13 protein-coding genes, 1 pseudogene and 1 riboswitch are annotated in these 21,728 nt (G+C 65.4%); of the genes and pseudogenes, 6 read left to right on the top strand and 8 right to left on the bottom strand.

Annotated elements, in window-relative coordinates:
* Nucleotides 1-170 precede the first annotated feature (170 nt).
* Nucleotides 171-3,173 carry a ligand-binding sensor domain-containing diguanylate cyclase gene (locus HLH45_RS00210; RefSeq protein ID WP_033478777.1) on the top strand — a complete coding sequence of 1,001 codons (3,003 nt, stop codon included), beginning with the start codon at nucleotides 171-173 and terminating at the stop codon, nucleotides 3,171-3,173.
* Nucleotides 3,174-3,415: 242 nt separating this feature from the next.
* Here HLH45_RS00210 and HLH45_RS00205 read toward each other — a convergent pair whose 3' ends face one another.
* The gene (locus HLH45_RS00205) at nucleotides 3,416-4,300 is read right to left on the bottom strand and encodes a LysR family transcriptional regulator (RefSeq protein WP_008573692.1); all 885 of its coding nucleotides are present in this window, start codon (nucleotides 4,298-4,300) and stop codon (nucleotides 3,416-3,418) included.
* Nucleotides 4,301-4,420: 120 nt separating this feature from the next.
* Between HLH45_RS00205 and leuC the strand changes: the two genes are divergently transcribed.
* Nucleotides 4,421-5,860, top strand: a complete 1,440-nt coding sequence (leuC, locus tag HLH45_RS00200) for a 3-isopropylmalate dehydratase large subunit (RefSeq protein WP_008573694.1) — start codon at nucleotides 4,421-4,423, stop codon at nucleotides 5,858-5,860.
* Here the strand turns inward: leuC and HLH45_RS22035 are convergent.
* A pseudogene (locus HLH45_RS22035) lies at nucleotides 5,835-5,927 on the bottom strand (16S rRNA (cytosine(1402)-N(4))-methyltransferase RsmH); the annotation flags it as partial. The gene leuC and the pseudogene HLH45_RS22035 sit on opposite strands and share 26 nt — an antisense overlap.
* A 2-nt stretch (nucleotides 5,928-5,929) precedes the next feature.
* Here HLH45_RS22035 and leuD point away from each other — a divergent pair.
* Nucleotides 5,930-6,577 carry a 3-isopropylmalate dehydratase small subunit gene (gene leuD, locus HLH45_RS00195; RefSeq protein ID WP_008573696.1) on the top strand — a complete coding sequence of 216 codons (648 nt, stop codon included), beginning with the start codon at nucleotides 5,930-5,932 and terminating at the stop codon, nucleotides 6,575-6,577.
* Between the two features lie 90 nt (nucleotides 6,578-6,667).
* Entirely contained in the window at nucleotides 6,668-7,741 is a 1,074-nt protein-coding gene (gene leuB / locus HLH45_RS00190) for a 3-isopropylmalate dehydrogenase (protein ID WP_008573698.1), read from the top strand.
* A 338-nt stretch (nucleotides 7,742-8,079) separates the two neighbouring features.
* On the opposite strand, the gene HLH45_RS00185 is transcribed toward leuB, so the two are convergent.
* From HLH45_RS00185 to ilvC, 5 genes are all read right to left on the bottom strand, one after another.
* Nucleotides 8,080-9,642 (bottom strand): 2-isopropylmalate synthase, encoded by a 1,563-nt coding sequence (locus HLH45_RS00185; protein WP_008573700.1) that lies wholly within the window; start codon nucleotides 9,640-9,642, stop codon nucleotides 8,080-8,082.
* The gene (locus HLH45_RS00180; RefSeq protein WP_008573702.1) at nucleotides 9,639-10,709 is read right to left on the bottom strand and encodes a threonine dehydratase; all 1,071 of its coding nucleotides are present in this window, start codon (nucleotides 10,707-10,709) and stop codon (nucleotides 9,639-9,641) included. The genes HLH45_RS00185 and HLH45_RS00180 overlap by 4 nt, the downstream gene beginning before the upstream one ends.
* 123 nt (nucleotides 10,710-10,832) lie before the next feature.
* On the bottom strand, nucleotides 10,833-11,090 hold the full coding sequence (locus HLH45_RS00175; protein WP_003483347.1) for an ACT domain-containing protein: 258 nt from the start codon (nucleotides 11,088-11,090) through the stop codon (nucleotides 10,833-10,835).
* On the bottom strand, nucleotides 11,074-12,795 hold the full coding sequence (gene ilvG / locus HLH45_RS00170) for an acetolactate synthase 2 catalytic subunit (RefSeq protein ID WP_008573703.1): 1,722 nt from the start codon (nucleotides 12,793-12,795) through the stop codon (nucleotides 11,074-11,076). Before ilvG ends, HLH45_RS00175 begins: the two co-directional genes overlap by 17 nt.
* Before the next feature lie 43 nt (nucleotides 12,796-12,838).
* Nucleotides 12,839-13,840 carry a ketol-acid reductoisomerase gene (gene ilvC / locus HLH45_RS00165; RefSeq protein ID WP_008573705.1) on the bottom strand — a complete coding sequence of 334 codons (1,002 nt, stop codon included), beginning with the start codon at nucleotides 13,838-13,840 and terminating at the stop codon, nucleotides 12,839-12,841.
* A 651-nt stretch (nucleotides 13,841-14,491) separates the two neighbouring features.
* Between ilvC and ggt the strand changes: the two genes are divergently transcribed.
* Both ggt and HLH45_RS00155 read left to right on the top strand, forming a co-directional pair.
* Nucleotides 14,492-16,201 (top strand): gamma-glutamyltransferase, encoded by a 1,710-nt coding sequence (gene ggt, locus HLH45_RS00160; protein ID WP_008573707.1) that lies wholly within the window; start codon nucleotides 14,492-14,494, stop codon nucleotides 16,199-16,201.
* 60 nt (nucleotides 16,202-16,261) lie between these two features.
* Nucleotides 16,262-18,118 (top strand): methyl-accepting chemotaxis protein, encoded by a 1,857-nt coding sequence (locus HLH45_RS00155; protein WP_170922851.1) that lies wholly within the window; start codon nucleotides 16,262-16,264, stop codon nucleotides 18,116-18,118.
* Between the two features lie 263 nt (nucleotides 18,119-18,381).
* On the opposite strand, the gene HLH45_RS00150 is transcribed toward HLH45_RS00155, so the two are convergent.
* On the bottom strand, nucleotides 18,382-21,153 hold the full coding sequence (locus HLH45_RS00150; protein ID WP_008573711.1) for a TonB-dependent receptor: 2,772 nt from the start codon (nucleotides 21,151-21,153) through the stop codon (nucleotides 18,382-18,384).
* Between the two features lie 430 nt (nucleotides 21,154-21,583).
* Nucleotides 21,584-21,681: riboswitch (TPP riboswitch) on the top strand.
* The last annotated feature ends 47 nt before the right edge of the window (nucleotides 21,682-21,728 follow it).

Raw genomic sequence — 21,728 nt, 5'->3', positions numbered from 1 at the left:
ACCGCTACGTTAACGGTTCCGCCTGCCCGGTTCCCGGTGTCGTGCCGCTCCCGGCAGCTGTCAGGGATCCACCGAAGGCAGCACAAAAACCCCGGTGATAAATTGGCCGTAGGCCTGCCGGTGCATACGGGCAGGTATCTCCAGCGAGCACGGACGAGGGGACGGGGAGCGTGGGAAGGGGCGGTACGCAGGCGCACATAAGCTGCGTTCGCAGCACGTGCGTGCGGCGGATCGGGCTGGCGTGGCTGTGGCTGCTGTTGTGTTGCGCACTGCTCAACGCCTGGCCCGCGGCCGCGCAGGTGCTCAAGCACGCCGCGTACCACACCGTCACGCGCTGGAACATGGACGACGGCCTGCCGCACAACCTGGTGCACGCGGTGGCCCAGGGCGAAGACGGGCTGATCTGGCTGGGTACCTGGGAAGGCGTGGCGCGCTTCAATGGGCGCGATTTCACCGTGTACGACCGCCAGAACACTCCCGGCGTCGAGCTGGGCGGGGTATTTGTGGTGGTTCGCGACAGCACCGGCGGCATGCTGTTCGGCACTGCGTTCGACGGCGTCTACCACTATCAGGACGGTCATTGGCAGCAACTGGGCGATGCGTCGGCGCGGCATCTTGCGGTCAGCGCCCTGCTGCGGCGTGCCGATGGCGCGCTGTGGGTGGGCACGCCGCAGACGCTGTACCGCATCGAGGGCGACGGGCGGGTGGTCGACGTCGGCCGCCAGACCGGCTTGCCGCGTGCGCGCGTCACGGCATTGTCTGCGGACGAACGCGGCGACCTGTGGGTTGGTACCGAGGTCGGGCTGTATCGGCTGCCGCACGATGGCGTCCAGGCGGTGGCCTGGGGAAGGGGGCACGGGATGCGCGATGCGCCGGTACGGCGGCTGGCCAGCGACCGTCAGGGCGGCCTGTTGGTCGCCGGCGACGATGGCGTGTGGTGGTGGAGCCGTGGCGGTGGCCTGCAGCGTTTCCGCCAGGGCCAACGCGTGGACTCGGTGTTGCTGGACCGCCGCGGGCACCTGTGGATGAGCCTGTCTTCGGGCACGCTGGTGGTGCACAGCGGGCCGAACGACCCGGACGAGCAGATCGCCATTTCCGGCGTCGCCAGCCCGGCGCTGCTGGAAGACGCCGAAGGCCTGATCTGGGTCGGCAGCACCCACGGGCTGTTCCGCATTGCCGAGGGCGCCGCGCACGGCGTCACCCACGACGAGGGTCTGAGTTCGGACTACGTGCGCTGCGTGCTGCAGACCGGCGAGGGCACGGTGTGGGTGGGCAATGCCGTCGGCCTGGATCGTTGGCGCGAGGGCACCATCAGCCGCGTGTCGCTGTCGCCCAGCGAAGGAGGGCGCGTGCTCGAGCAATCGGTGCTGGCGCTGGCCGATGCTGGCGATGGCGGCGTGTGGGCCGGTACCTATAGCCAGGGCGTGGTGCGTCTGGACGCGCAAGGCCACGTGCTGGTGCGCATCGGCGCGGCCGATGGCCTGCCCTCCATGTCGGTGCGTGCGGTGTTGCCGGACGGCGACGATCTGTGGATCGGCACCACCGCCGGGCTGGTGCGGTGGCGCAACGGCAAGGCACGCCGCTACACCGCAGCCGACGGCGTACCGGATGGCTCGGTGCAGGTGTTGTACCGCGATGCGCAGGGCATCGTCTGGATCGGCACCGATCGCGGCGTGACTGCGCTGTCGCCGGACGGCAGTACCCGCGCCTGGCTGGGCGAGCAGGATTTCCCCGGGCAGAACGCCTTCGATTTCCTGCGCGATGCCGCTGGCGATGTGTGGATTGCCAGCGATCGCGGCCTGCTGCGGTTGCGCGGCGACAGCTTCCGCGTCTACGACCACCGGGTCGGGCTACCGCGCGACAAGGTGTTTCGCGTGATCGACGACGGCCGTGGCTATTTCTGGCTGTCGAGCAACCACGGGGTGTTCCGCATCGCACGCGATAACTTCGACCAGCTCGATGCGGGCACGCGCGAGCAATTGAGCGTGGAAGTGGTCGACCGCAGCGACGGCATGCCCAGCAACCAGGGCAACGGCAGCAGCGCGCCGGCTGGCTGGCTGACCCAGTCCGGGCAGTTGCTGTTCCCCACCGCCGCAGGCCTGGGCGTGATCGACCCGGCCCGCGTGGGCACCTTGCAAGGCCATCGGGTGCCGATCGTCTTCGAGCGCCTGCTGGTCGATGGCATGGTGCAGCCGCTCAGTGGCCCGCACCGGTTCGGCGCCGAGACCCGGCGTATCGCGATCGTGTATGCCGGGCTGAATTTCCGCGGCCCGGACAAGGTGCGGTATCGCTACCGGCTGGAGGGCTTCGACCCGGAGTGGGTGGATGCCGACAATGCCAGCGAAGCGGTCTACACCAATTTGCCGCCGGGCCGTTTCCGCTTCCGCGTGCAAGCGATGTCGCTGCCGGTGGATTGGCGGCAGAACGACCTGCTGGGCGAAGCCAGCTTGGTCATCGAACTGGCGCCGCCGTGGTGGCGCCGCGGCGAAGTGGTCGGCCTGGGCATCCTCGGCCTGGCCAGCGTGATCTACGGGTTGTATCTGTGGCGTACCGCCAGCTATCGCCTGCGTCAGCGCCAGCTCAATACCGTCATCGACCGGCGCACGCGCGAACTGAGCGACAAGAACCTGGCGCTGCAGCAGGCCAGCCAGGAACGCGAAGCGTTGATGCGCCAGCTGGAATACCGCGCCAGCCACGACGTGCTGACGGCGCTGCCGAACCGGCGCGAAGCCGAGCGTGTACTGCAGCAATGGTTCGATGAGGCGCACGCCGGTGGCGCGGCGTTGGCGCTGGCGTTGATGGATATCGATCACTTCAAGCGTATCAACGACGACTACGGCCATGAGGTGGGCGATGCGGTGCTGTCGGCCATCGGCGAGGTGTTGAGCGAGCAGGATCAGGCGCGCTGCTTTGCCGCGCGTCATGGTGGCGAAGAATTCCTGCTGGCGGCCACCGGGCTGGATGCGGTACAGGCGCGCGCGCTGTTCGAGCGCATGCGACAGCGACTGGCCGACATCGAAGTCGATGCGCAGGGCATGACCGTGCGTTGTACCGCCAGCATGGGCATGGCGATGAGCGAGGAGGCGCCCAGCCGGCGCGAATTGCTGGCGTTGGCCGACCATCGTCTGTACGAAGCCAAGCGGCAGGGGCGGGATCGTTTGATCGGGCCGTAAGACGTTGCTGAGGCCCGTGGACTGCTGGATGCGGGCCCGATGCAAGACAGGTGTTGTTACATTGCACGGGCGGTGCGTGGCGAAGAAGAAGCGCAGCGTTGCCGGCCGGGCCGCGGCATCGCCGAGTCAGCAAGCCGCGTGCGCAGGACGCATCGCACCTCTCGTGCGCTCGTGCCGAGATCAAACTGCTGACGTTATCTTTCGCCGACACGTGCAGCACGCTGCAGACATTCGCCCACAGCCTACGCCTGCGCCGGATCCGCCTGCGCATGCAACAGCGCAACAAACGCCTGCGCCGCACGCGACAAGGTGCGCCCGCCATGGGTAACGCATCCCAGCTCGCGGGATAACGCGACATCGGCCAGCGGGAGCGCCACGATCTGGTGGTCGATCATGCGCTCGGGCAGCACGCTCCAGGCCAGGCCCACCGACACCAGCATCTTGATCGTTTCCAGGTAATTGGTGGTCATGCGCAAACTCGGCACCAGGCCGCGCTCGGCGAACAGGTTGGCAACGATGCGATGGGTGAATGTGCCCGGATCGGGCAACACCGCCGGGTGCGCCACCACATCGTCCAGCGACACTGCAGGCAGTGCCGCCAACGGGTGATCGGGCGCAACGACGAACTGCAGGCGGTCGTGCCAGATCGGCTGCGCGCGCAGCGGAGCGCGCGTGTCCGGTGCCAGGGTGGTCACTGCCAGCTCCACCTCGCCGCGCAGCACCGCGGCGTACGCCAGCTCCGAATCCAGGAACTGGATGTCCAGCGCCGCCTGCGGATGTTGCGTGGCAAAACCGCGCAACAAGGCCGGCAGGCGGTGCAGACCCACATGGTGGCTGGTGGCCAGGCTCAAGCGGCCGCCAACGGCTGCACCCAAATGCTCCAGCACGCGGCGGGTGTCCTGCAGCTCGGCCAGGATGCGTTGCGCGCGCGGCAGCAACGCCTGTCCGGCTTCGGTCAGCACCACCTGCCGGCCCAGGCGATCGAACAGCCGCGCCGACAATTGCGCCTCCAGGAGTGCAATGCGTTTGCTTACCGCAGGCTGGGTCAGGTGCAAGGCCTCGCCGGCTGCCGAAAAGCTGCCGCTCTCGGCGATCGCCACGAATGCATTGAGGCTCGCCAGGTCCATTGCTATTCCTAAAATTCATTTCTTGAATAAACAATATGAATTTGCGTAATCCAAGGCAAGCTCCTAGCATCGATCTCAGCCAGGTGGGCGCACCCACCATCCGCCACTCGGATTGCCGCGATGACTGCCAAGACCCTGTACGACAAGCTGTGGGACCTGCATGAGGTCACACGCCGTGACGATGGTTCGTCGCTGATCTACATCGACCGCCACATCCTGCACGAGGTGACCTCGCCGCAAGCCTTCGAAGGCCTGCGCCTGGCCGGGCGCAAGCCATGGCGCATCGACGCCAATATCGCCACGCCCGATCACAACGTGCCGACCACGCGCGCCGAGCGCCAGGGCGGTCTGGAGTCGATTTCCGACGAGGTCTCGCGCCTGCAGGTGCAGACCCTGGACGAGAACTGCGACGACTTCGGCATCCTCGAGTTCAAGATGAACGATACCCGCCAGGGCATCGTGCACGTGGTCGGCCCCGAGCAGGGCGCCACCTTGCCGGGCATGACCGTGGTCTGCGGCGATTCGCACACGTCCACGCACGGCGCATTCGGCGCGCTGGCCCACGGCATCGGCACCTCGGAAGTTGAGCACGTGCTGGCCACGCAGTGCCTGATCGCCAAGAAGATGAAGAACATGCAGGTGCGCGTGGAAGGCACGCTGCCGTTCGGGGTGACCGCCAAGGACATCGTGCTGGCGGTGATCGGCAAGATCGGCACCGCCGGCGGCAACGGCCATGCGCTGGAATTTGCCGGCAGCGCCATCCGCGCGCTGTCGATGGAAGGCCGCATGACCATCTGCAACATGGCCATCGAAGCCGGTGCCCGCGTGGGCATGGTGGCGGTGGACGAGAAGACCATTGCCTACGTCAAAGGGCGGCCGTTCGCCCCCAAGGGCGCCCACTGGGATGCGGCGGTGGCGCTCTGGAGCACGCTGGTCTCCGACCCGGACGCGCACTTCGACACCGTGGTGGAGTTGCGTGCCGAAGACATCAAGCCGCAGGTCAGCTGGGGCACTTCGCCGGAAATGGTGCTGGCCATCGATCAGCACGTGCCCGATCCAGCCGCCGAGCAGGACCCGACCAAGCGCGATTCGATCGAGCGCGCGCTCAAATACATGGGATTGACCGCCAACCAGCCGATCACCGCCATCCGCCTGGATCGCGTATTCATCGGCTCGTGCACCAATTCGCGGATCGAAGATCTGCGCGCGGCCGCCGCAGTGGCCAAGGGCCGCAAGGTCGCTTCCACCATCAAGCAGGCGTTGGTGGTGCCGGGCTCGGGCCTGGTGAAGGCCCAGGCCGAAGCCGAAGGCCTGGACAAGGTGTTTCTGGACGCCGGCTTCGAATGGCGCGAGCCAGGCTGCTCGATGTGTCTGGCCATGAACCCGGACAAGCTGGGCAGCGGCGAGCATTGCGCGTCCACCTCCAACCGCAACTTCGAAGGTCGCCAGGGCGCCGGCGGCCGCACGCATCTGGTCAGCCCGGCGATGGCGGCGGCTGCGGCGGTGAGCGGGCATTTTGTCGATGTGCGTGAACTGCAGGGAATCGAGAGTCGGGAATAGGGAATCGCAAAGTCCTGCTTCCCGCTCTGCCCATTCCCGACTCCCCATTCCCCATTCCCGGCCTCTCTCATGACCCCTTTCACCCAACACACCGGACTGGTGGCGCCGCTGGATCGCGCCAATGTCGATACCGACCAGATCATTCCCAAGCAATTCCTGAAGTCGATCAAGCGCACCGGTTTCGGTCCGAACCTGTTCGACGAGTGGCGCTATCTGGATATTGGCGAGCCTGGTCGCGACAACAGTGCGCGCCCGCTCAATCCCGACTTCGTGCTCAATTTCCCGCGCTATCAGGGCGCCAGCGTCTTGCTGGCCCGGGAAAACTTCGGCTGCGGTTCCTCGCGCGAGCATGCGCCGTGGGCGCTGGACGAGTACGGCTTTCGCACCGTAATCGCGCCGAGTTTTGCCGACATCTTCTACAACAACAGTTTCAAAAACGGCCTGCTGCCGATCGTGCTGGCCGAAGCGCAGGTCGATGCGTTGTTCGAACAATGCCTGGCGACCGAGGGCTACCAGCTCACCGTGGATCTGGCCGCACAACGCGTGCGCCGCCCCGATGGCGTGGAGTACGGCTTCGACATCGATGCCTTCCGCAAGCACTGCCTGCTCAACGGGCTGGACGATATCGGCCTCACCTTGCAGGACGCCGATGCCATCGGGCGCTTCGAGCAAGACCATCGCGCGCGCCAGCCGTGGTTGTTTGGCGCGCTGCAGTGAGGTTGAGCCGCACGCGCGTGCGTCGATCGTGCCGCGTGCGTGTATTGCATTGAATTCAATGACGCTGCGGCGTCACTTCACGAGGGTGGCATGAGCAAGCAGATTCTGATTCTTCCCGGCGACGGGATCGGCCCGGAGATCATGGCCGAAGCGGTCAAGGTATTGAAGCGCATCGACGCGCAACACGGTCTGGGTTTCGAGCTGGTGTATGACGAGCTAGGCGGCGCTGCGTACGACAAATACGGCAGCCCGTTGGCCGATGAAACACTGGAGCGCGCGCGCGCCGCCGATGCGGTGTTGCTGGGCGCGGTGGGTGGCCCGCAGTGGGACACCATCGACCCGTCGCTGCGCCCGGAGCGCGGTTTGCTCAAGATCCGCTCGCAGCTGGGCTTGTTCGCCAACCTGCGGCCGGCATTGCTGTATCCGCAGCTGGCCGATGCGTCCACGCTCAAGCCGGAGGTCGTGGCCGGGCTGGATCTGCTGATCCTGCGCGAGCTTACCGGCGGCATCTATTTCGGCCAGCCGCGCGGTACGCGCACCTTGGACAACGGCGAACGCCAGGCGTACGACACCTTGCCGTATAGCGAGAGCGAGATTCGTCGCATCGCCAAGGCAGGTTTTGAGATGGCACGCCTGCGCGGGAAGAAGTTGTGTTCGGTCGACAAGGCCAACGTGCTGGCATCGAGCCAGCTATGGCGTGCAGTGGTCGAGGAAGTGGCCAAGGACTACCCGGATATCGCGTTGTCGCATATGTACGTGGACAACGCGGCGATGCAGTTGGTGCGCGCGCCCAAGCAGTTCGATGTGATCGTGACCGACAACATGTTCGGCGACATTCTCTCCGACCAGGCATCCATGCTCACCGGTTCCATCGGCATGCTGCCGTCGGCCTCGCTGGATGCCAACAGCAAAGGCATGTACGAGCCGTGCCATGGTTCGGCGCCGGACATCGCCGGCAAGGGCATTGCCAATCCGCTGGCCACGATCCTGTCGGTGGCGATGATGTTGCGCTACACCTTCGCGCAGGCCGATGCCGCAGACGCCATCGAGCGCGCCGTGGGCAAGGTCCTCGATCAAGGCCTGCGCACCGCCGACATCTGGTCGGAAGGCACCACGAAGGTGGGCACCGTGGCAATGGGCGATGCGGTGGTGGCTGCGCTGTAAAAGCGCTCGCAGTCGTTGTAGTGCGCGGGAATGGTCGCCAGCGCAATAACGCATCCGTGTCCTCAGCTGCCGACAGCAGTCGCTGGTGCTTGCGCGCGTACCGGTGTGGACCTTGAGCGGCATGGATGCCGCGGCAGAGCCTACATGGACGTACTTGCGGCGTGTCCCAGGCCGGTATGCGTGCAAGTGCCTGTAGCAGGCCGGAGCTTTGCCACGTCGGCAAGCGCGCCAGCAGCCAACCGACACACTTGTAAAAATGTTCGCACGCAAAAAACCGAAACGGCCAGCAGATCACTCTGCTGGCCGTGAGGCTTGCATCATCGATCCAATGCGCAGCGTTACGCCACCGCAGCCGTCTTGCCGGCGACCACGCCACGTTCGCGCTGACGCAACAAGCGGTTGGCCACATCCAGCCACGCCAGCGCGCTGGCTTCGATGATGTCCTTGCTGGTGCCGGTGCCTTCGTATTCCACGCCGTCGTGGCGCACGCTCAGGCTGGCTTCGCCGCGCGCGTCCGCGCCGATGCCCACGCTGTGCACCTGGTAGCTGTCCAGCTCCAGCTTCACGCCAGTGGCCGAGGCCAATGCACCGAAGAGCGCATCCACCGGGCCATTGCCCTGTGCGGTTTCTGCCACGCGATTGCCTTCCGGGTCGGACAACTCCACCAATGCATTCGCGCGGCTGCCCACATCGCTGATGGTCATCGACGCCAGGCGGTAGCCTTCCTGCACGGTGGCGTCCTGCATCAATGCCTGCAGATCGGCATCGGTGACCACGCGCTGCTTCTCGCACAGCGCCTTGAACTGTTCGAACACCAGCTTGACCTCTTCCTCCTCCAGCAGATAACCCAGCGCACGCAGGCGCTGCTCGACCGCGGCGCGGCCGCTGTGGCGGCCCAGCACCATTTGCGAGGATTCCCAGCCCACATCTTCCGGGCGCATGATTTCGTAGGTGCCACGATGGCGCAGCATGCCGTGCTGATGAATGCCCGATTCGTGCGCGAATGCGTTGCCGCCCACAACCGCCTTGTTGCGCTGCACCGGCATGCCGACCAGGCGTTGCAACAATTGCGAGGTGGAGACGATACGCGGCGTATTGATTGCCGAATCGATGTTGTAGAACGCACCGCGCACCTTCAGCGCCATGGTGATTTCTTCCAGCGCGCAATTACCCGCGCGCTCGCCGATGCCATTGATGGTGCATTCCACCTGGCGCGCACCGCCTTCGATGGCCGCCAGCGAGTTGGCCACCGCCAGGCCCAGATCGTTGTGGCAATGCGCGCTGAAGATGACCTTGTCGGCACCTTCCACGCTGGCGATCAGACGCGAGAACATGCCGCGGATTTCTTCCGGCGTGGTGAAGCCGACCGTGTCGGGCAAATTGATCGTGGTGGCGCCGGCGGCGATCGCCACGCGGGTGACCTCGGCCAGGAAATCTTCTTCGGTGCGAGTTGCATCCTCGGCAGAAAATTCCACATCGTCGATATAGCCGCGCGCCAGCGTTACGTGCCTGTGCACCGATTCCAGCACCTGCTCGCGGCTCATGCGCAGCTTGTGCTCGCGATGCAGCGGGCTGGTGGACAGGAACACATGCAGGCGCGGGTTTGCAGCTGCTTCCAACGCCTTGGCCGAGGTTTCGATATCGGCCTGCAGGCAGCGCGACAATACCGCCAGGGTAGGGCGTCGCAGTTCGCGGCTCATCATCGCCACCGCTTCGCGGTCAGAATGCGAACTGGCGGGAAAACCGGTTTCGATGATGTCCACGCCGAGTTCGTCCAGCGCGCGCGCCATGACCAGCTTCTGCTGGGGCGTCATGCTGCAGCCGGGGGATTGCTCGCCGTCGCGCAGGGTGGTGTCGAAAATTCGGATACGCGGGGTCTGGTTGGATACGGTCGTGTTCACCAGGAAGACTCCTCTACGGCGATGGCGGTGACAGGCGTTGAAGCGACTGCGGATGGGCGGGAATGAACGTGTGTGGCGGGTGGCGGATTGGCGCTGCGTTCGTTGCGCAGCCGCTCGGTATTGCGACGGCGCGGCTTGCGTGGCGGACGCGGCCGCACCTCGGACAAGAGTGTGGCCAGCACGGTTGCGTCGATATTACCGCCAGAGACCACCGCACATTTGCGTTTGCCGGAAACCCGGCGACCGGCGGCCAGGGCGAGGGCGCCGGCGCCCTCGGCAATGACGTGTTCTTCCAGTGCCAGGCGCACCAATGTCTCGCGCAATTCGGCCTCGCGCACGATCACCACGTCATCGAGCAGGCTCGAGCACAGGCGGCGCGTGAGCAGGCCTGGAATCTTGACCTTCACGCCATCGGCGAGCGTCGGCACCGGGGTGATCTCGCGCAGATCGCCACGGACGGCGCGCGCCATCGAATCCACACCTTCCACCTGCGCCCCGACCACGCGCACGCCTTGCGACTTCAATGCCAGCGCCACGCCGGAGGCCAGGCCGCCGCCGCCGATCGGCACGATCACCACGTCCGGCGCATGCGCCGCCAGCTCGATGCCCACCGTGCCCTGGCCGGCGATCACGTCCGGGTCGTCGAAGGCAGACAGGAAGCGATAGCCGTTCTGGTCGGCCAGCTCGCGCGCAAACGCGAACGCTTCGTCGTAGCTGTTGCCATGCTGGCGCACGGTGGCGCCCCAATGCGCGACACCGGCAATCTTGGTCTGCGGCGCGCCGTACGGCATCACCGTGATGGCCTGCACGCCCAGCCGGTACGCCGACCACGCCACACCTTGCGCGTGGTTGCCGGCCGAGGCGCAGATCACCGGGCGCTCGTCGCCGCGTTCCAGCCCGGCCAGCAACGCATTCAATGCGCCGCGCACCTTGTAGGACCCGGTGCGCTGCAAATTCTCCAGCTTCAACCACACACCGAAGCGTTCAGCGTAGTGCAGCGGCGTGGGCGACAGGTACTTGCGCAGGCGCGCCTGTGCGGCCAGCACGTCGGCCACGCTGACGGCCACGTCGCCTACCTCTGGCTCCTGTGCGGAAGGGCGGCCGGAATCAGGCATTGCGGCACGCGCGCGGCCGATCCGGAAGAAGACACCTCCGGACGGCAGTCTGATGGTCGCGCGAGGTCTGCATGCTCATGCCGCAGCCTCGACCGATTCCAGTGCGGTGATTACCACCGATTCGCAGTCGTAGACCTTTTCCAGCTGCAGGCGCAGCGTTTCCGGCGGACGGTTGCTGTCCACGTCCAGCAGCAGATGCCAGCGCCCGGCATCGTCCGGCGCTGCTGCGCCCTGGATCGCACATGGGCGGAAGCCACGGCGTTCGGTCATGCCGATCACCCGCACCAACGCGCCTTCTGCCGGCTTCAGCACCAGATCAAGCCGGTAACGCATGCGATGTCTCCTTGGCCGCGTGTGCGGGATTGCTGTCCAGCATGGTGCTGTTGGCGTTGTTGGGCGGCACCAGCGGCCACACATTGGCACGCGCGTCGATCGCGACATGCAGCAGGCCGGGACCGGGCTGGGCAAGCAGCTCGGCCAGTGCCGCATCCACGTCGCCGCGGGCGATGATGCGCTTGGCCGGAATGCCGAACACTTGCGCCAGCGCCGCAAAATCCGGGTTGTCGGACAGGTCGATTTCGCTGTAACGCTCGGCAAAGAACAGTTCCTGCCACTGCCGCACCATGCCCAGCGAGCTGTTGTCCAGCAGCACGATCTTCACCGGCAGCTTGCAGCGTGCGATCGTCACCAGCTCCTGCACGTTCATCATGAAACTGCCGTCGCCGGAGACCAGCACCACGGTGCGGTCAGGGCAGGCGAACTGTGCGCCCATCGCGGCCGGCAGGCCGAAGCCCATGGTGCCGAGGGCGCCGCTGGTGAGGTGATTGCGCGGATCGTTGAAGCGGCAATGCTGCGCCACCCACATCTGATGCTGACCCACATCGCAGGCGATGATGGTGTCGGCCGGAGCCACTTCGCTCAGGCGCTTCAGCAGCGCCGGTGCGTAGATATCGGTGCCGGGCGCGTCGTAGCGCGCGCCGAACTTTTCGCGGTTGGCAAAACAACGCGTGCGCCAGGCCTGGCAGTTGCCGCGTGCCGCACTCAAGGCCTTCAAACTGACTGCTACGTCGCCGGGCACCGCGATATCGGCAGTGCGCAGCTTGGAGATTTCATATGCGTCGGCATCCAGATGGATGACGCGCGCAAACGGGGCGAACTCGCTCAGCTTGCCGGTGGCACGGTCGTCGAAACGCGCACCGACCACCACCAGCAGATCGCATTCCTGGATGGCCATATTGGCCGCACGGGTCCCGTGCATGCCAAGCATGCCAAGGTAGTCCGGATGCGCATGCGGCAATGCACCCAGGCCGCGCAAGGTCAGCGCGGTCGGGATGCCGGTGGCTTCGACGAAACGGCGGAACGCCTCCACCGCGCCGGCCAGCGCGATTCCGCCCCCGCCGTACACCACCGGGCGCTCGGCACTGGCGATCGCCGCCAGTGCTTCGGCCAGCTTTGCGTCCGCCGGCGCCGGCGGCGGCTGCACCGCTGCCGGAACATGCAGGGGCAGATGCGAGGCGTCGGCCACCTGCACGTCCTTGGGCAGGTCGATCAGCACCGGCCCGGGACGTCCTTCGCGCGCAATGCGGAATGCCTCGCGCACCATCTCCGGAAGCTCCTCCACACGCCGCACCAGAAAGCTGTGCTTGACGATCGGCATGGTCATGCCGAACACGTCCAGCTCCTGGAAGGCGTCGGTGCCCAGCAGCGGCGTGGCGACCTGGCCGGTCAGGCAGATCATCGGCACCGAGTCCAGCATCGCGTCGGCGATGCCGGTGACCAGGTTGGACGCGCCCGGGCCTGAGGTGGCCACGCACACGCCGACCCGGCCGCTGGCACGGGCATAGCCGTTGGCAGCCAGTGCAGCGCCCTGTTCGTGACGGACCAGGATGTGCTTGAGCCTGGAATCCACCAGGGCGTCGTAGAACGGCATGATGGTGCCGCCCGGATAGCCGAACAGCGTTTCCACGCCTTCGGCTTCCAGGGCCTGCGTCAGCCAGCGCGCGCCATTGCGGGGCGTGCTGTGTGCGGAGGTGTTCATGCGTTGCGGACCTTCGGTTTAAGCGGTGGGGGAGGCGGCGGCGTTATGCCGCCTGTTGATTCGCAGGTGCGGCAGCGGCTTGCTGTTGCCCGTTGAGCCACACCATCTTGGCGCGCAGCTTCTTGCCCACTTCCTCGATCGGGTGTTCCAGATCGGCCTGCTTGAACTTGTTGTAGTTCGGCAGGCCGGCGTCGTATTCGGCCACCCAGTTCTTGGTGAAGGTGCCGTTCTGGATGTCGGTCAGCACGTCCTTCATGCGCGCCTTGGTGCCGGCATCGATCACGCGCGGGCCGCTGACATAATCGCCGTATTGTGCGGTTTCGGACACGAATTCCAGCATGCGGGTGATGCCGCCTTCGTAGAACAGGTCCACGATCAACTTCAATTCGTGCAGCACTTCGTAGTATGCGATTTCGGGCTGATACCCGGCCTCGACCAGCACTTCGAAACCGGCCTGCACCAGTGAGGAGGCGCCGCCGCACAGCACGGCCTGCTCGCCGAACAGATCAGTTTCGGTTTCTTCCTTGAATGTGGTCTTGATGATGTTGGCGCGCGCGCCACCCAGGCCACCGGCATAGGTCAGCGCGAACTGCTCGGCCTTGCCGCTGGTGTCCTGGTACACCGCATAGATGCACGGCACGCCGCGGCCGATTTCATATTCGCGACGCACCAATGCGCCCGGGCCCTTGGGCGCGACCAGCACCACGTCCAGATCGGCGCGCGGTTTGATCATGTCGAAGTGCACGTTCAGGCCATGCGCGAACAGCAGGCAGGCGCCCTGCTTCATGTTCGGGGCGATGACCTCTTCGTAGAGCTTCTTCTGCACCATGTCCGGGGTCAGGATGGCGACCAGGTCCGCGCTCTTGACCGCTTCGGACGGCGCCACGACGGTGAAGCCATCGGCCTGCGCCTTGGCTTCGGTCGGGCCGCCGGCACGCAGGCCGACGGTGACGTCGAAGCCGGAATCGCGCAGGTTCAGCGCATGTGCGCGGCCCTGGCTGCCGTAGCCGATGATCGCGATTTTCGGTTGGGTGTCGTTGCTCATGGAATGTCCTTGCGGGGTTGGCAGTGGAGATGGGCAGTGGATAAATGGATCAGCCGGCAGTGCGTGCACTGGCCGGCTGAGCAAGGCGGGGACGCGCGATGACAGTGCGCAGGCAACCACAGGCACTCATGCGCGGCTGGGCGCATGGCGATGTTGCGGATGTGGCAGTGATGTCGTTCATGTCATTCGAAACTTTTGGTGATCCCTGAAACGCGAAACCCCGCGCCGTTGCCGGTGCGGGGTCTGATCGAAGCCTTGTGTGTCTGTTGCCTACACGAAGTCTCGTCCCGCACCGGTTGGCGAGGTAATAAGTACGAGCACGAGAAGCGACGCAGCCGACGCGCCGGAGGGCGCGGACAGCGGGGCGTTCGAGATGGTGAAGTGGTGCGGCATGGGCCTGAGATAACCACCGCGGCAACCAGGGTGTCAACCCTTGCGCTTGAAACATCCGCATCGATGTGCCGAGTGGCGTGCAAAGCCCTGTCGCAGCTGCATGGTTACTTCTGAAACCTGATCGGGACGGCACAACAAGCGCCGACGGGGATCACCATCTGCGCGGCATTGAGCGCGCTGCCAAGTGTCGATCGGACGGCAGGACGCGGCCCGCTGGTATGGTTGGCACCTCATTCTCAGTGTCAGGGGCCCTCGGTGATGCGTCGCGTACCTGTGTTGTTGGTGTCTGCTCTGGCGTTGCTCGCGCCGCCCCTCGGCGCTGCCGACCGCGTCACCGGGCAGCCGTTTGCCACCCGCTCGGAAGTCATTGCGCCGCATGCCATGGCCGCGACCTCGCAACCGCTGGCCACCCAGATCGCGCTGGACGTGATGAAGGATGGCGGCTCGGCGGTGGATGCAGCGATCGCGGCCAATGCCGCGCTGGGCCTGATGGAGCCCACCGGCAATGGCGTGGGAGGGGATCTGTTTGCGATCGTTTGGGACCCCAAGACCCACAAGCTCTACGGCTACAACGGCTCCGGCCGCTCGCCCAAATCGCTGACCCTGGCCGAATTCCAGCGCCGTGGCTTGAAGGACATTCCGCCGACCGGCCCGTTGCCGGTGTCGGTGCCGGGCGCGGTGGACGGCTGGTTCGCGCTGCACGCGCGCTTCGGGCGCAAGCCGATGGCACAGAACCTGGCGCCGGCGATCCGCTACGCGCGCGAAGGCCATCCGGTCGCCGAGACCATCGCCTATTACTGGGACCGTTCGGTGCCGCGCCTGTCGCAATACCCCGGGTTCAAGGAGCAATTCACCATCGACGGCCACGCCCCGCGCAAGGGCGAGCTGTGGAAGAACCCGAACCTGGCCAACACGCTGCAGCAGATCGCCGACGGCGGCCGCGACGCGTTCTACAAGGGCGAGATCGCGCGCACCATCGGTGCCTACTTCAAGGCCAACGGCGGCTACCTCAGCTATGAGGACCTGGCCAGCCATACGGGCGAGTGGGTCGAACCGGTGTCCACCAATTATCGCGGCGTTGATGTGTGGGAACTGCCGCCCAACAGCCAGGGCATCGCCGCGTTGCAGATGCTCAATATCCTGGAGGGTTACGATTTCTCCAAGATTCCGTTCGGCTCGGCCGAGCACGTGCACTTGTTCACCGAGGCCAAGAAGCTGGCCTTCGCCGACCGCGCGCGCTTCTACGCCGACCCGGCGTTTCAGCCGGCACCGCTGGCCAGGCTGATCTCCAAGGACTACGCCAACCAGCGGCGCGCGCTGATTTCGATGGACAAGGCGCTCAAGGAAGTACAGCCAGGGACACCCAGGCAACTGGAAGAAGGCGACACCATCTATATGACCGTGGCCGATGCCGACGGCATGATGGTCTCGCTGATCCAGTCCAACTACCGCGGCATGGGCAGCGGCATGGCGCCGCCGGGGCTGGGTTTCATCCTGCAGGACCGCGGCGAGATGTTCGTGCTGAAGAAGGATCATCCCAACGGCTACGCGCCGGGCAAGCGGCCGTTCCAGACCATCATCCCGGCCTTCGTCACCAAGGACGGCAAGCCCTGGCTGAGCTTCGGCGTGATGGGCGGGGCGATGCAGCCGCAGGGGCACGTGCAGATCGTGATGAACCTGGTGGACTTCCACATGAACCTGCAGGAAGCCGGCGACGCGCCGCGTATCCAGCACGAGGGCTCCACCGAACCGACCGGGCAGGCCACCGCGATGCGCGATGGCGGCGAGGTGAATCTGGAAACCGGCTTCTCCTACGACACCATCCGCGCGCTGATGCGCAAAGGCCACCGGGTGATCTTTGCCGACGGTCCGTACGGCGGGTATCAGGCCATCGCCCGCGATGCGGCCAGCGGCGTGTACTACGGTGCGTCGGAGAGCCGCAAGGACGGCCAGGCGGCCGGATACTGAGCGCGCGACACGGTTGAGGTTGCCGCTCAACTCCGGCCGCCGCACGCCGCTAATCACGGGATGGAGCAGGAGCCCCTCATGAATTCGATGCAACAGCCCGACCCGCCGTCGCAGACCCAGACGGCCGTGCTCCCGGATGCGCCCGTGGCCTTGCTGCGGTTGTCCGCCGAGGCGTGTGTGGTGGCCTGCAACCGCGTCGGCCTGGATGTGCTGGGCAAAACGGCGCTTGAGCTGCAGGGCGCGCCGGCCTCGGTGGTGTGGGGCTTGAGCGCGGCCGATCTGGTTGGCGAAGACGGCGTCTGGGCTGCCCCGGGCGACGACCCGGCGCGGCGCGTGCGTTATGTGCGCGACCGCGCGCATGGCGGCTGGATGCTGTCGCTGCCGCATGTGGAAACGGCAATCCTGCTGCGCGAGGCCACGCGTCTGGCCGACGGCAGCCGGCCGGTGCCGATCTCGCCCCTGCTGCAGCCGCTGGTTGCACGCCTGCAGGCCGAGCACGAAGACCGCACGGTGCTCGAGCGCACTGCCCAGGCGCTGGCCGGCTGCGAGCTTGAACTCCTGTTGCCGCCGGGACTGGCGGAAACCGAGATGGGCCGGCGCCTGCAAGCCGGGTTCGGCAATCTGGCCGAGGCCATCCGCCAGGCAGTGGCCTTGTCGGTGCAGATCGCTGCCGAAGTGCCGCCGCTGGTGGCCGAGAACGATGAAATGGTGCGCCAGTCGCAGGCGCAGAACGAGGCGTTGGACGGTGCGCGCACCGCGGTGGAGCGGCTGTCGTCCAGCCTGCAGGACGTCAATGCCGAGCTGGCGCAGGTGATTGCGCTGGCCGCCAGCGCCGACGACAGTGCGCGGCAAGGTGTGGCTGCCGCGCATGCGCTGGGCCAAGCAATGCACGAAGTGGAGCGCCGAGCGTCACGTGCGGGCGAAGTCATCGAGGTCATCGATTCGGTGGCGTTCCAGACCAATATCCTGTCGATCAATGCCAGCATCGAAGCCGCGCATGCCGGCGATGCCGGGCGCGGGTTTGCGGTGGTGGCCACCGAGATCCGGCGGCTGGCCGAACGCGCCGCAGCGGCGGCACGCGACGTACGCGCGATCCTGGCCGAAACCAGCGCCGCCGTAGGGGAGGGCGCAGCCTCTGCACGTGGCACCGAAGCGGTGCTCGATGGCATCACCCGTGTGCTCGGGCAGGCCAGCAGCGCGATGACCACCGTGGCCGGGCGCATCCAGGCGCAGGACGGCGAAATTCGCGGGATCGAGCGTGCGGTAGATGGCGTGGTGGCGTTGGGCCGCAGCAATCTGCAGCATGCCGCGCACGTGGCCGAACGCAGCGAAGCGCTGGAGCGCGGCACCGAAACCCTGCGCGATTGCGTGGGCTTGTTCCGGTTGCCGCCGGACCCGCTGCAGGTGCCCAGGCACGCACGGGTCAAGGAGCTGGCCGTTGCCACGGCCGGCAAGATCGGCAGTGCGCTGGCGCAAGCCATTGCGCGCGGGCAGATCGAGCAAGCCGCATTGTTCGCGCGCACCTATACGCCGATCGCCGGCGTGGAGCCGCCCAAGTTCAGTACCGACTTCGATGCGCTCTGCGACCAGCTACTGCCCGCTTTGCAGGAGCCGCTGCTGGACGCGCACCCGTGGATCGTCTTCGCCATCTGCGCCAACCCCGATGGGTATGTGCCCACGCACAACCTGCGCTTCACCCAACCGTTGACCGGCGATGCCAAGCGCGATCTGGTCGGCAACCGCACCAAGCGCAAGTTCACCGACCGCGTTGGGCGCAGCGTGGGCGCGCATACCGATCCTTACCGTCTGCAGGTCTATCGCCGCGATACCGGCCAGATCATGTTCGACCTGTCCACGCCGATCTTCGTCGGCGGCAAGCACTGGGGCGGCTTGCGGGTGGGCTATACGCTGGAGTGATGGCGTCGCCCGGCCGGGGTTTGGCTGCTGCGCCTCCACCCGGACAACAAAAAAAAGCCGCCGAAGATCGGCGGCAGGGAGAGAGAGCAGGTTTCTTGTTGTAGTGGCTGCAGGCTAGCGGTGCGATGTGCCCTGGAAATGTCTGTGCATGTCGCCATCGCCGTGCCGTGTGCCAAGCGCTCGATTGCGTGTTAGCCGTGCCACACAGACAACGACCTCCCGAAGGAGGTCGTTGTGACAACACGTGGATCAGGACAGCATGCTCAGAAGCGCTGCGTGTACTGCAGGTAGCTGTAGCGTCCCGGGATGGCGTAGGCCGGATCGAACGAGTTGGCCGAGGCGCTGAGCGCGACCGGCGGGTCGCGGTCGAAGACGTTGTTCAGACCCAACCGCACGGTCGCATTCCATGGAAGCTGGTAAGACACCTGCATGTCGTTGAACGCAGTCGCCGCAACGTGGCGATAGTTTCCGTTGTCGTCTAGTTCCGAATCGTAGTCCTTCATGCCCGAGTAGTACCGCACGGCCCAGTTGGCGGCCAGATTGCCGTAGCTCCAGTCCAGGGTGAGCGTGCCGCGGGTGCGCCAGTTCGGATTATTGGTGTGGTAGATGCCGTTGTAGCTTTCCCACGCAGAATTGTCGTCCTGCTTCTGCTCGTTGACCGCCACGTAGGTCGAATCCAGCGTGAGCATGAACTGGCCGATTGCGGTCTGCGGCAGTTTGTAACGCGCGGTGAAATCGTAGCCTTGCATGCGTTGCTCGCCGACATTCACCGGCTGGATCACCAGGCCGGTGATGGTCCCTGTCGCATCGCGGGTCACCAGATCGCAGAACGCCGAGACGTTGAATTGGTAACACTGCGACAGGATCTGATTGGCGCTGAATTCGGTGATGGCGTCGGTGATTTCGATCTTCCACCAGTCCAGCGACACGTCCAGGCCCTGCACCGAAGCCGGGCTGTAGACAAAGCCAAGCGTGGTGTTCTTGGATTTTTCCGGTTGCAGATTGGCGTTGCTGGTGTAGGTGAACGGATAGATGGTCTGGCCGGAGTTGCCGCTGGCGCTGTTGTATTCGGCAACGTAATTGGCAGGCACGCCGCGGGCTGCGCATGCGGCCGCAATCGCGCTGGTGTAGGAGGTGCTATTGGTCGAGCAGGGATCGGAATAGGTGTCGAAACTGTCCGAGGCGCCCAGGTACAGATCTTCGATCGATGGCGCGCGGAAACCGGTGGCGTAATTGCCGCGAATCAGCAGGTCGGCGACCGGCTTCCACTTGAAGCCGAACTTGCTATTGGTGGTGCTGCCGAAGGTGTTGTAGTCCGAATAACGCACTGCTGCGCTCAATTCCAGCAACTGCGCACCGGGCACATCCTTCAGCAGCGGAATCGCCACTTCGGTGTAGTAGTCGTTGAGCGTGTACGAGCCAGAGGTGGGCGTAAACGAATTGCCCGAGGTATAGCCGGCCGAAATCAAGGCATCCGGTGAGGAGAATCCGCTTTCCTCGCGATGTTCGACACCGGCGGCAAAACTCATCCAGCCGGCGGGCAGCTCGAACAGCTCGCCGGTGAGGTTGGCGGTGAAGCTGCTGTTTTTATATTGATATGTGTTGTGCGCAGTGAACAGGATGTAGTCCAGCATTTCCTGGGTCACGCCACCGGCCGGCGACAAGGGGTTGAACGGTACGCAGCCGGCAATGACGGCGCCGCCGCTGTCCAGGCACGCCAGGGTGCCATTGACGATGCCCGATGCACCGAGCGCATTGCCCAGGTTGAGCAGATTGACATCGCCATACTGGGTTTCGGTCTGGTCGGTCTGGTTGTGCGCAAAGCCCACATCCCAACTGAACTGCCTGTCGGCAAACTGGAAGTCACCTTCCAGCCCGGTGTACACGTGCGAGGTCTTGACGTCCTGCTGATAGGTGCGTGCGAATTCGGTCAAGCGGTGCGACCAACCCACATCGCGCCCGTCGCCGCCGTAGGCAGTGTTGTACGGGTTGTAGTAGCTTTCGCCGCTCAACAGGATGCCGGTGTTGACGGAGGCCAGCGGAAAGCCTGCCAATTGCTGCGACGACTGGCGGCGGTTATACAGTCCATCGAACTTGAAGCGCACGTTGTCGGTGAGTGCGTAGTTGCCCTGCACGTACAACGCGTCGCGCTTCTGTGGCGTAACCAGGTAATTGTCCTTGGCGTAGTTGTAGCCATATTCGGACGTGTTGAAGGCGGTGTACTGGTCCAGGCCATAGCGCGGATACCTGCTGTCGCCGCTCGCGGTGGCGCTGTCGGGCAATACCGTCCAGGCGCCGCTGGTGCCATTTGCACGGAGGCGGCCGCTTGCCGAGTAGCTGCTGTAGGCCGACGAGCCCGCGCCGTACACCGGCTCGGCGGAGATCTCCCGGTCGCCTGCCATCACCGCATCTTCCTTGACGCTGGACAAGCCGATGACCAGATTGCCGCGCTCGCTGGTGGCGCCCACGGTCGCGTCGAAGGAGGTGCGCTGACCGTCGCCCTGGCCGTATTGGCCAACGTAGGCGTTGACTTCGGCGCCATCGAAATTGGTACGGGTAATGATGTTGACCACGCCCGCGATGGCATCGGAGCCATAGATCGACGAGGCGCCGTCCTTGAGGACTTCCACGCGCTCCACGATGGCCGAGGGGATGGTGTTCAGATCCACCGAACCGGACAGGCCCGAGACCCAGCGCCGGCCATTGACCAGCACCAGCGTGCGTGAGGCGCCCAGGTTGCGCAGGCTCACCGTGGCCGAGCCGTCGCCGCCGTTGTTGACGGTGCTGTTCATCGTCGCGCCATTGGAGGGAATGCGCTTGAGAACGTCGGCAACCGAGGTCAGGCCCTGCTTTTCGATGTCCTGGCGCGTCAGTACCAGTACCGGTTGCGAATTTTCCACATCGACCGAACGGATGCGCGAGCCGGTGACTTCGATCTTGTCCAGGTTGGTCGGACTCTTGTCGGTTTGTTCCTGGGCGATGGCGCTCGTGCTGACGCACAGGCTGATGGCGATCGCGAGCGAGCCCCGACGCATCGTCGGGTGGAGCGTTGTCTTAGTCATATGTACGGCGGTTCCCGGTAGAGGAGGAGCGACAGCGCGATCCCCGTGAATGACACCTGCATGCGTGCGGCGTCTTCGGCACGCCACGCAGGCTTAGCGGGAATTTAACGAGCGGGTTTCGCCGCCGTTTTTCGTCAATCGGCGCCTTGTTGCGTGGCGACGCGCGCAATGCATCGGCGCGCCATGTAATGCCCGGGCGACGCTGGGCGTGTGCTGCAGCGACGTGAGATGACCTGTGCGGACATATGTCGCCGCCGAACGCGACAACCTTGCGACGCGCAACAGCAGGCCGGTGCGGCCGCTGCGTCAGTGCGGTATGCCCTACGGGTTTAGCGCGGGCCGTGCGCGCTGCGGGTATGTGGCGGATTTTGTTTAGCTGCGCAGGTGCGATGTGGTTTAATCGCCGCCGAAGTGGGGGTACCGCAGCGTGCTGCGGTTGAGATAGTCCCTTCGAACCTGATCCGGCTGATACCGGCGTAGGGAAGCTTCGTCAGATGCGATGGTTCGTGCGTGCACGGGCAATCAGTATCGAGCGCCGCCGCTTCGTC

The sequence above is a fragment of the Xanthomonas euvesicatoria genome (assembly GCF_013112235.1).
GTDB lineage: Bacteria > Pseudomonadota > Gammaproteobacteria > Xanthomonadales > Xanthomonadaceae > Xanthomonas > Xanthomonas euvesicatoria.
Note: the sequence above shows the minus strand (reverse complement) of the source record. Positions and strands in the feature narration are given on the sequence as shown.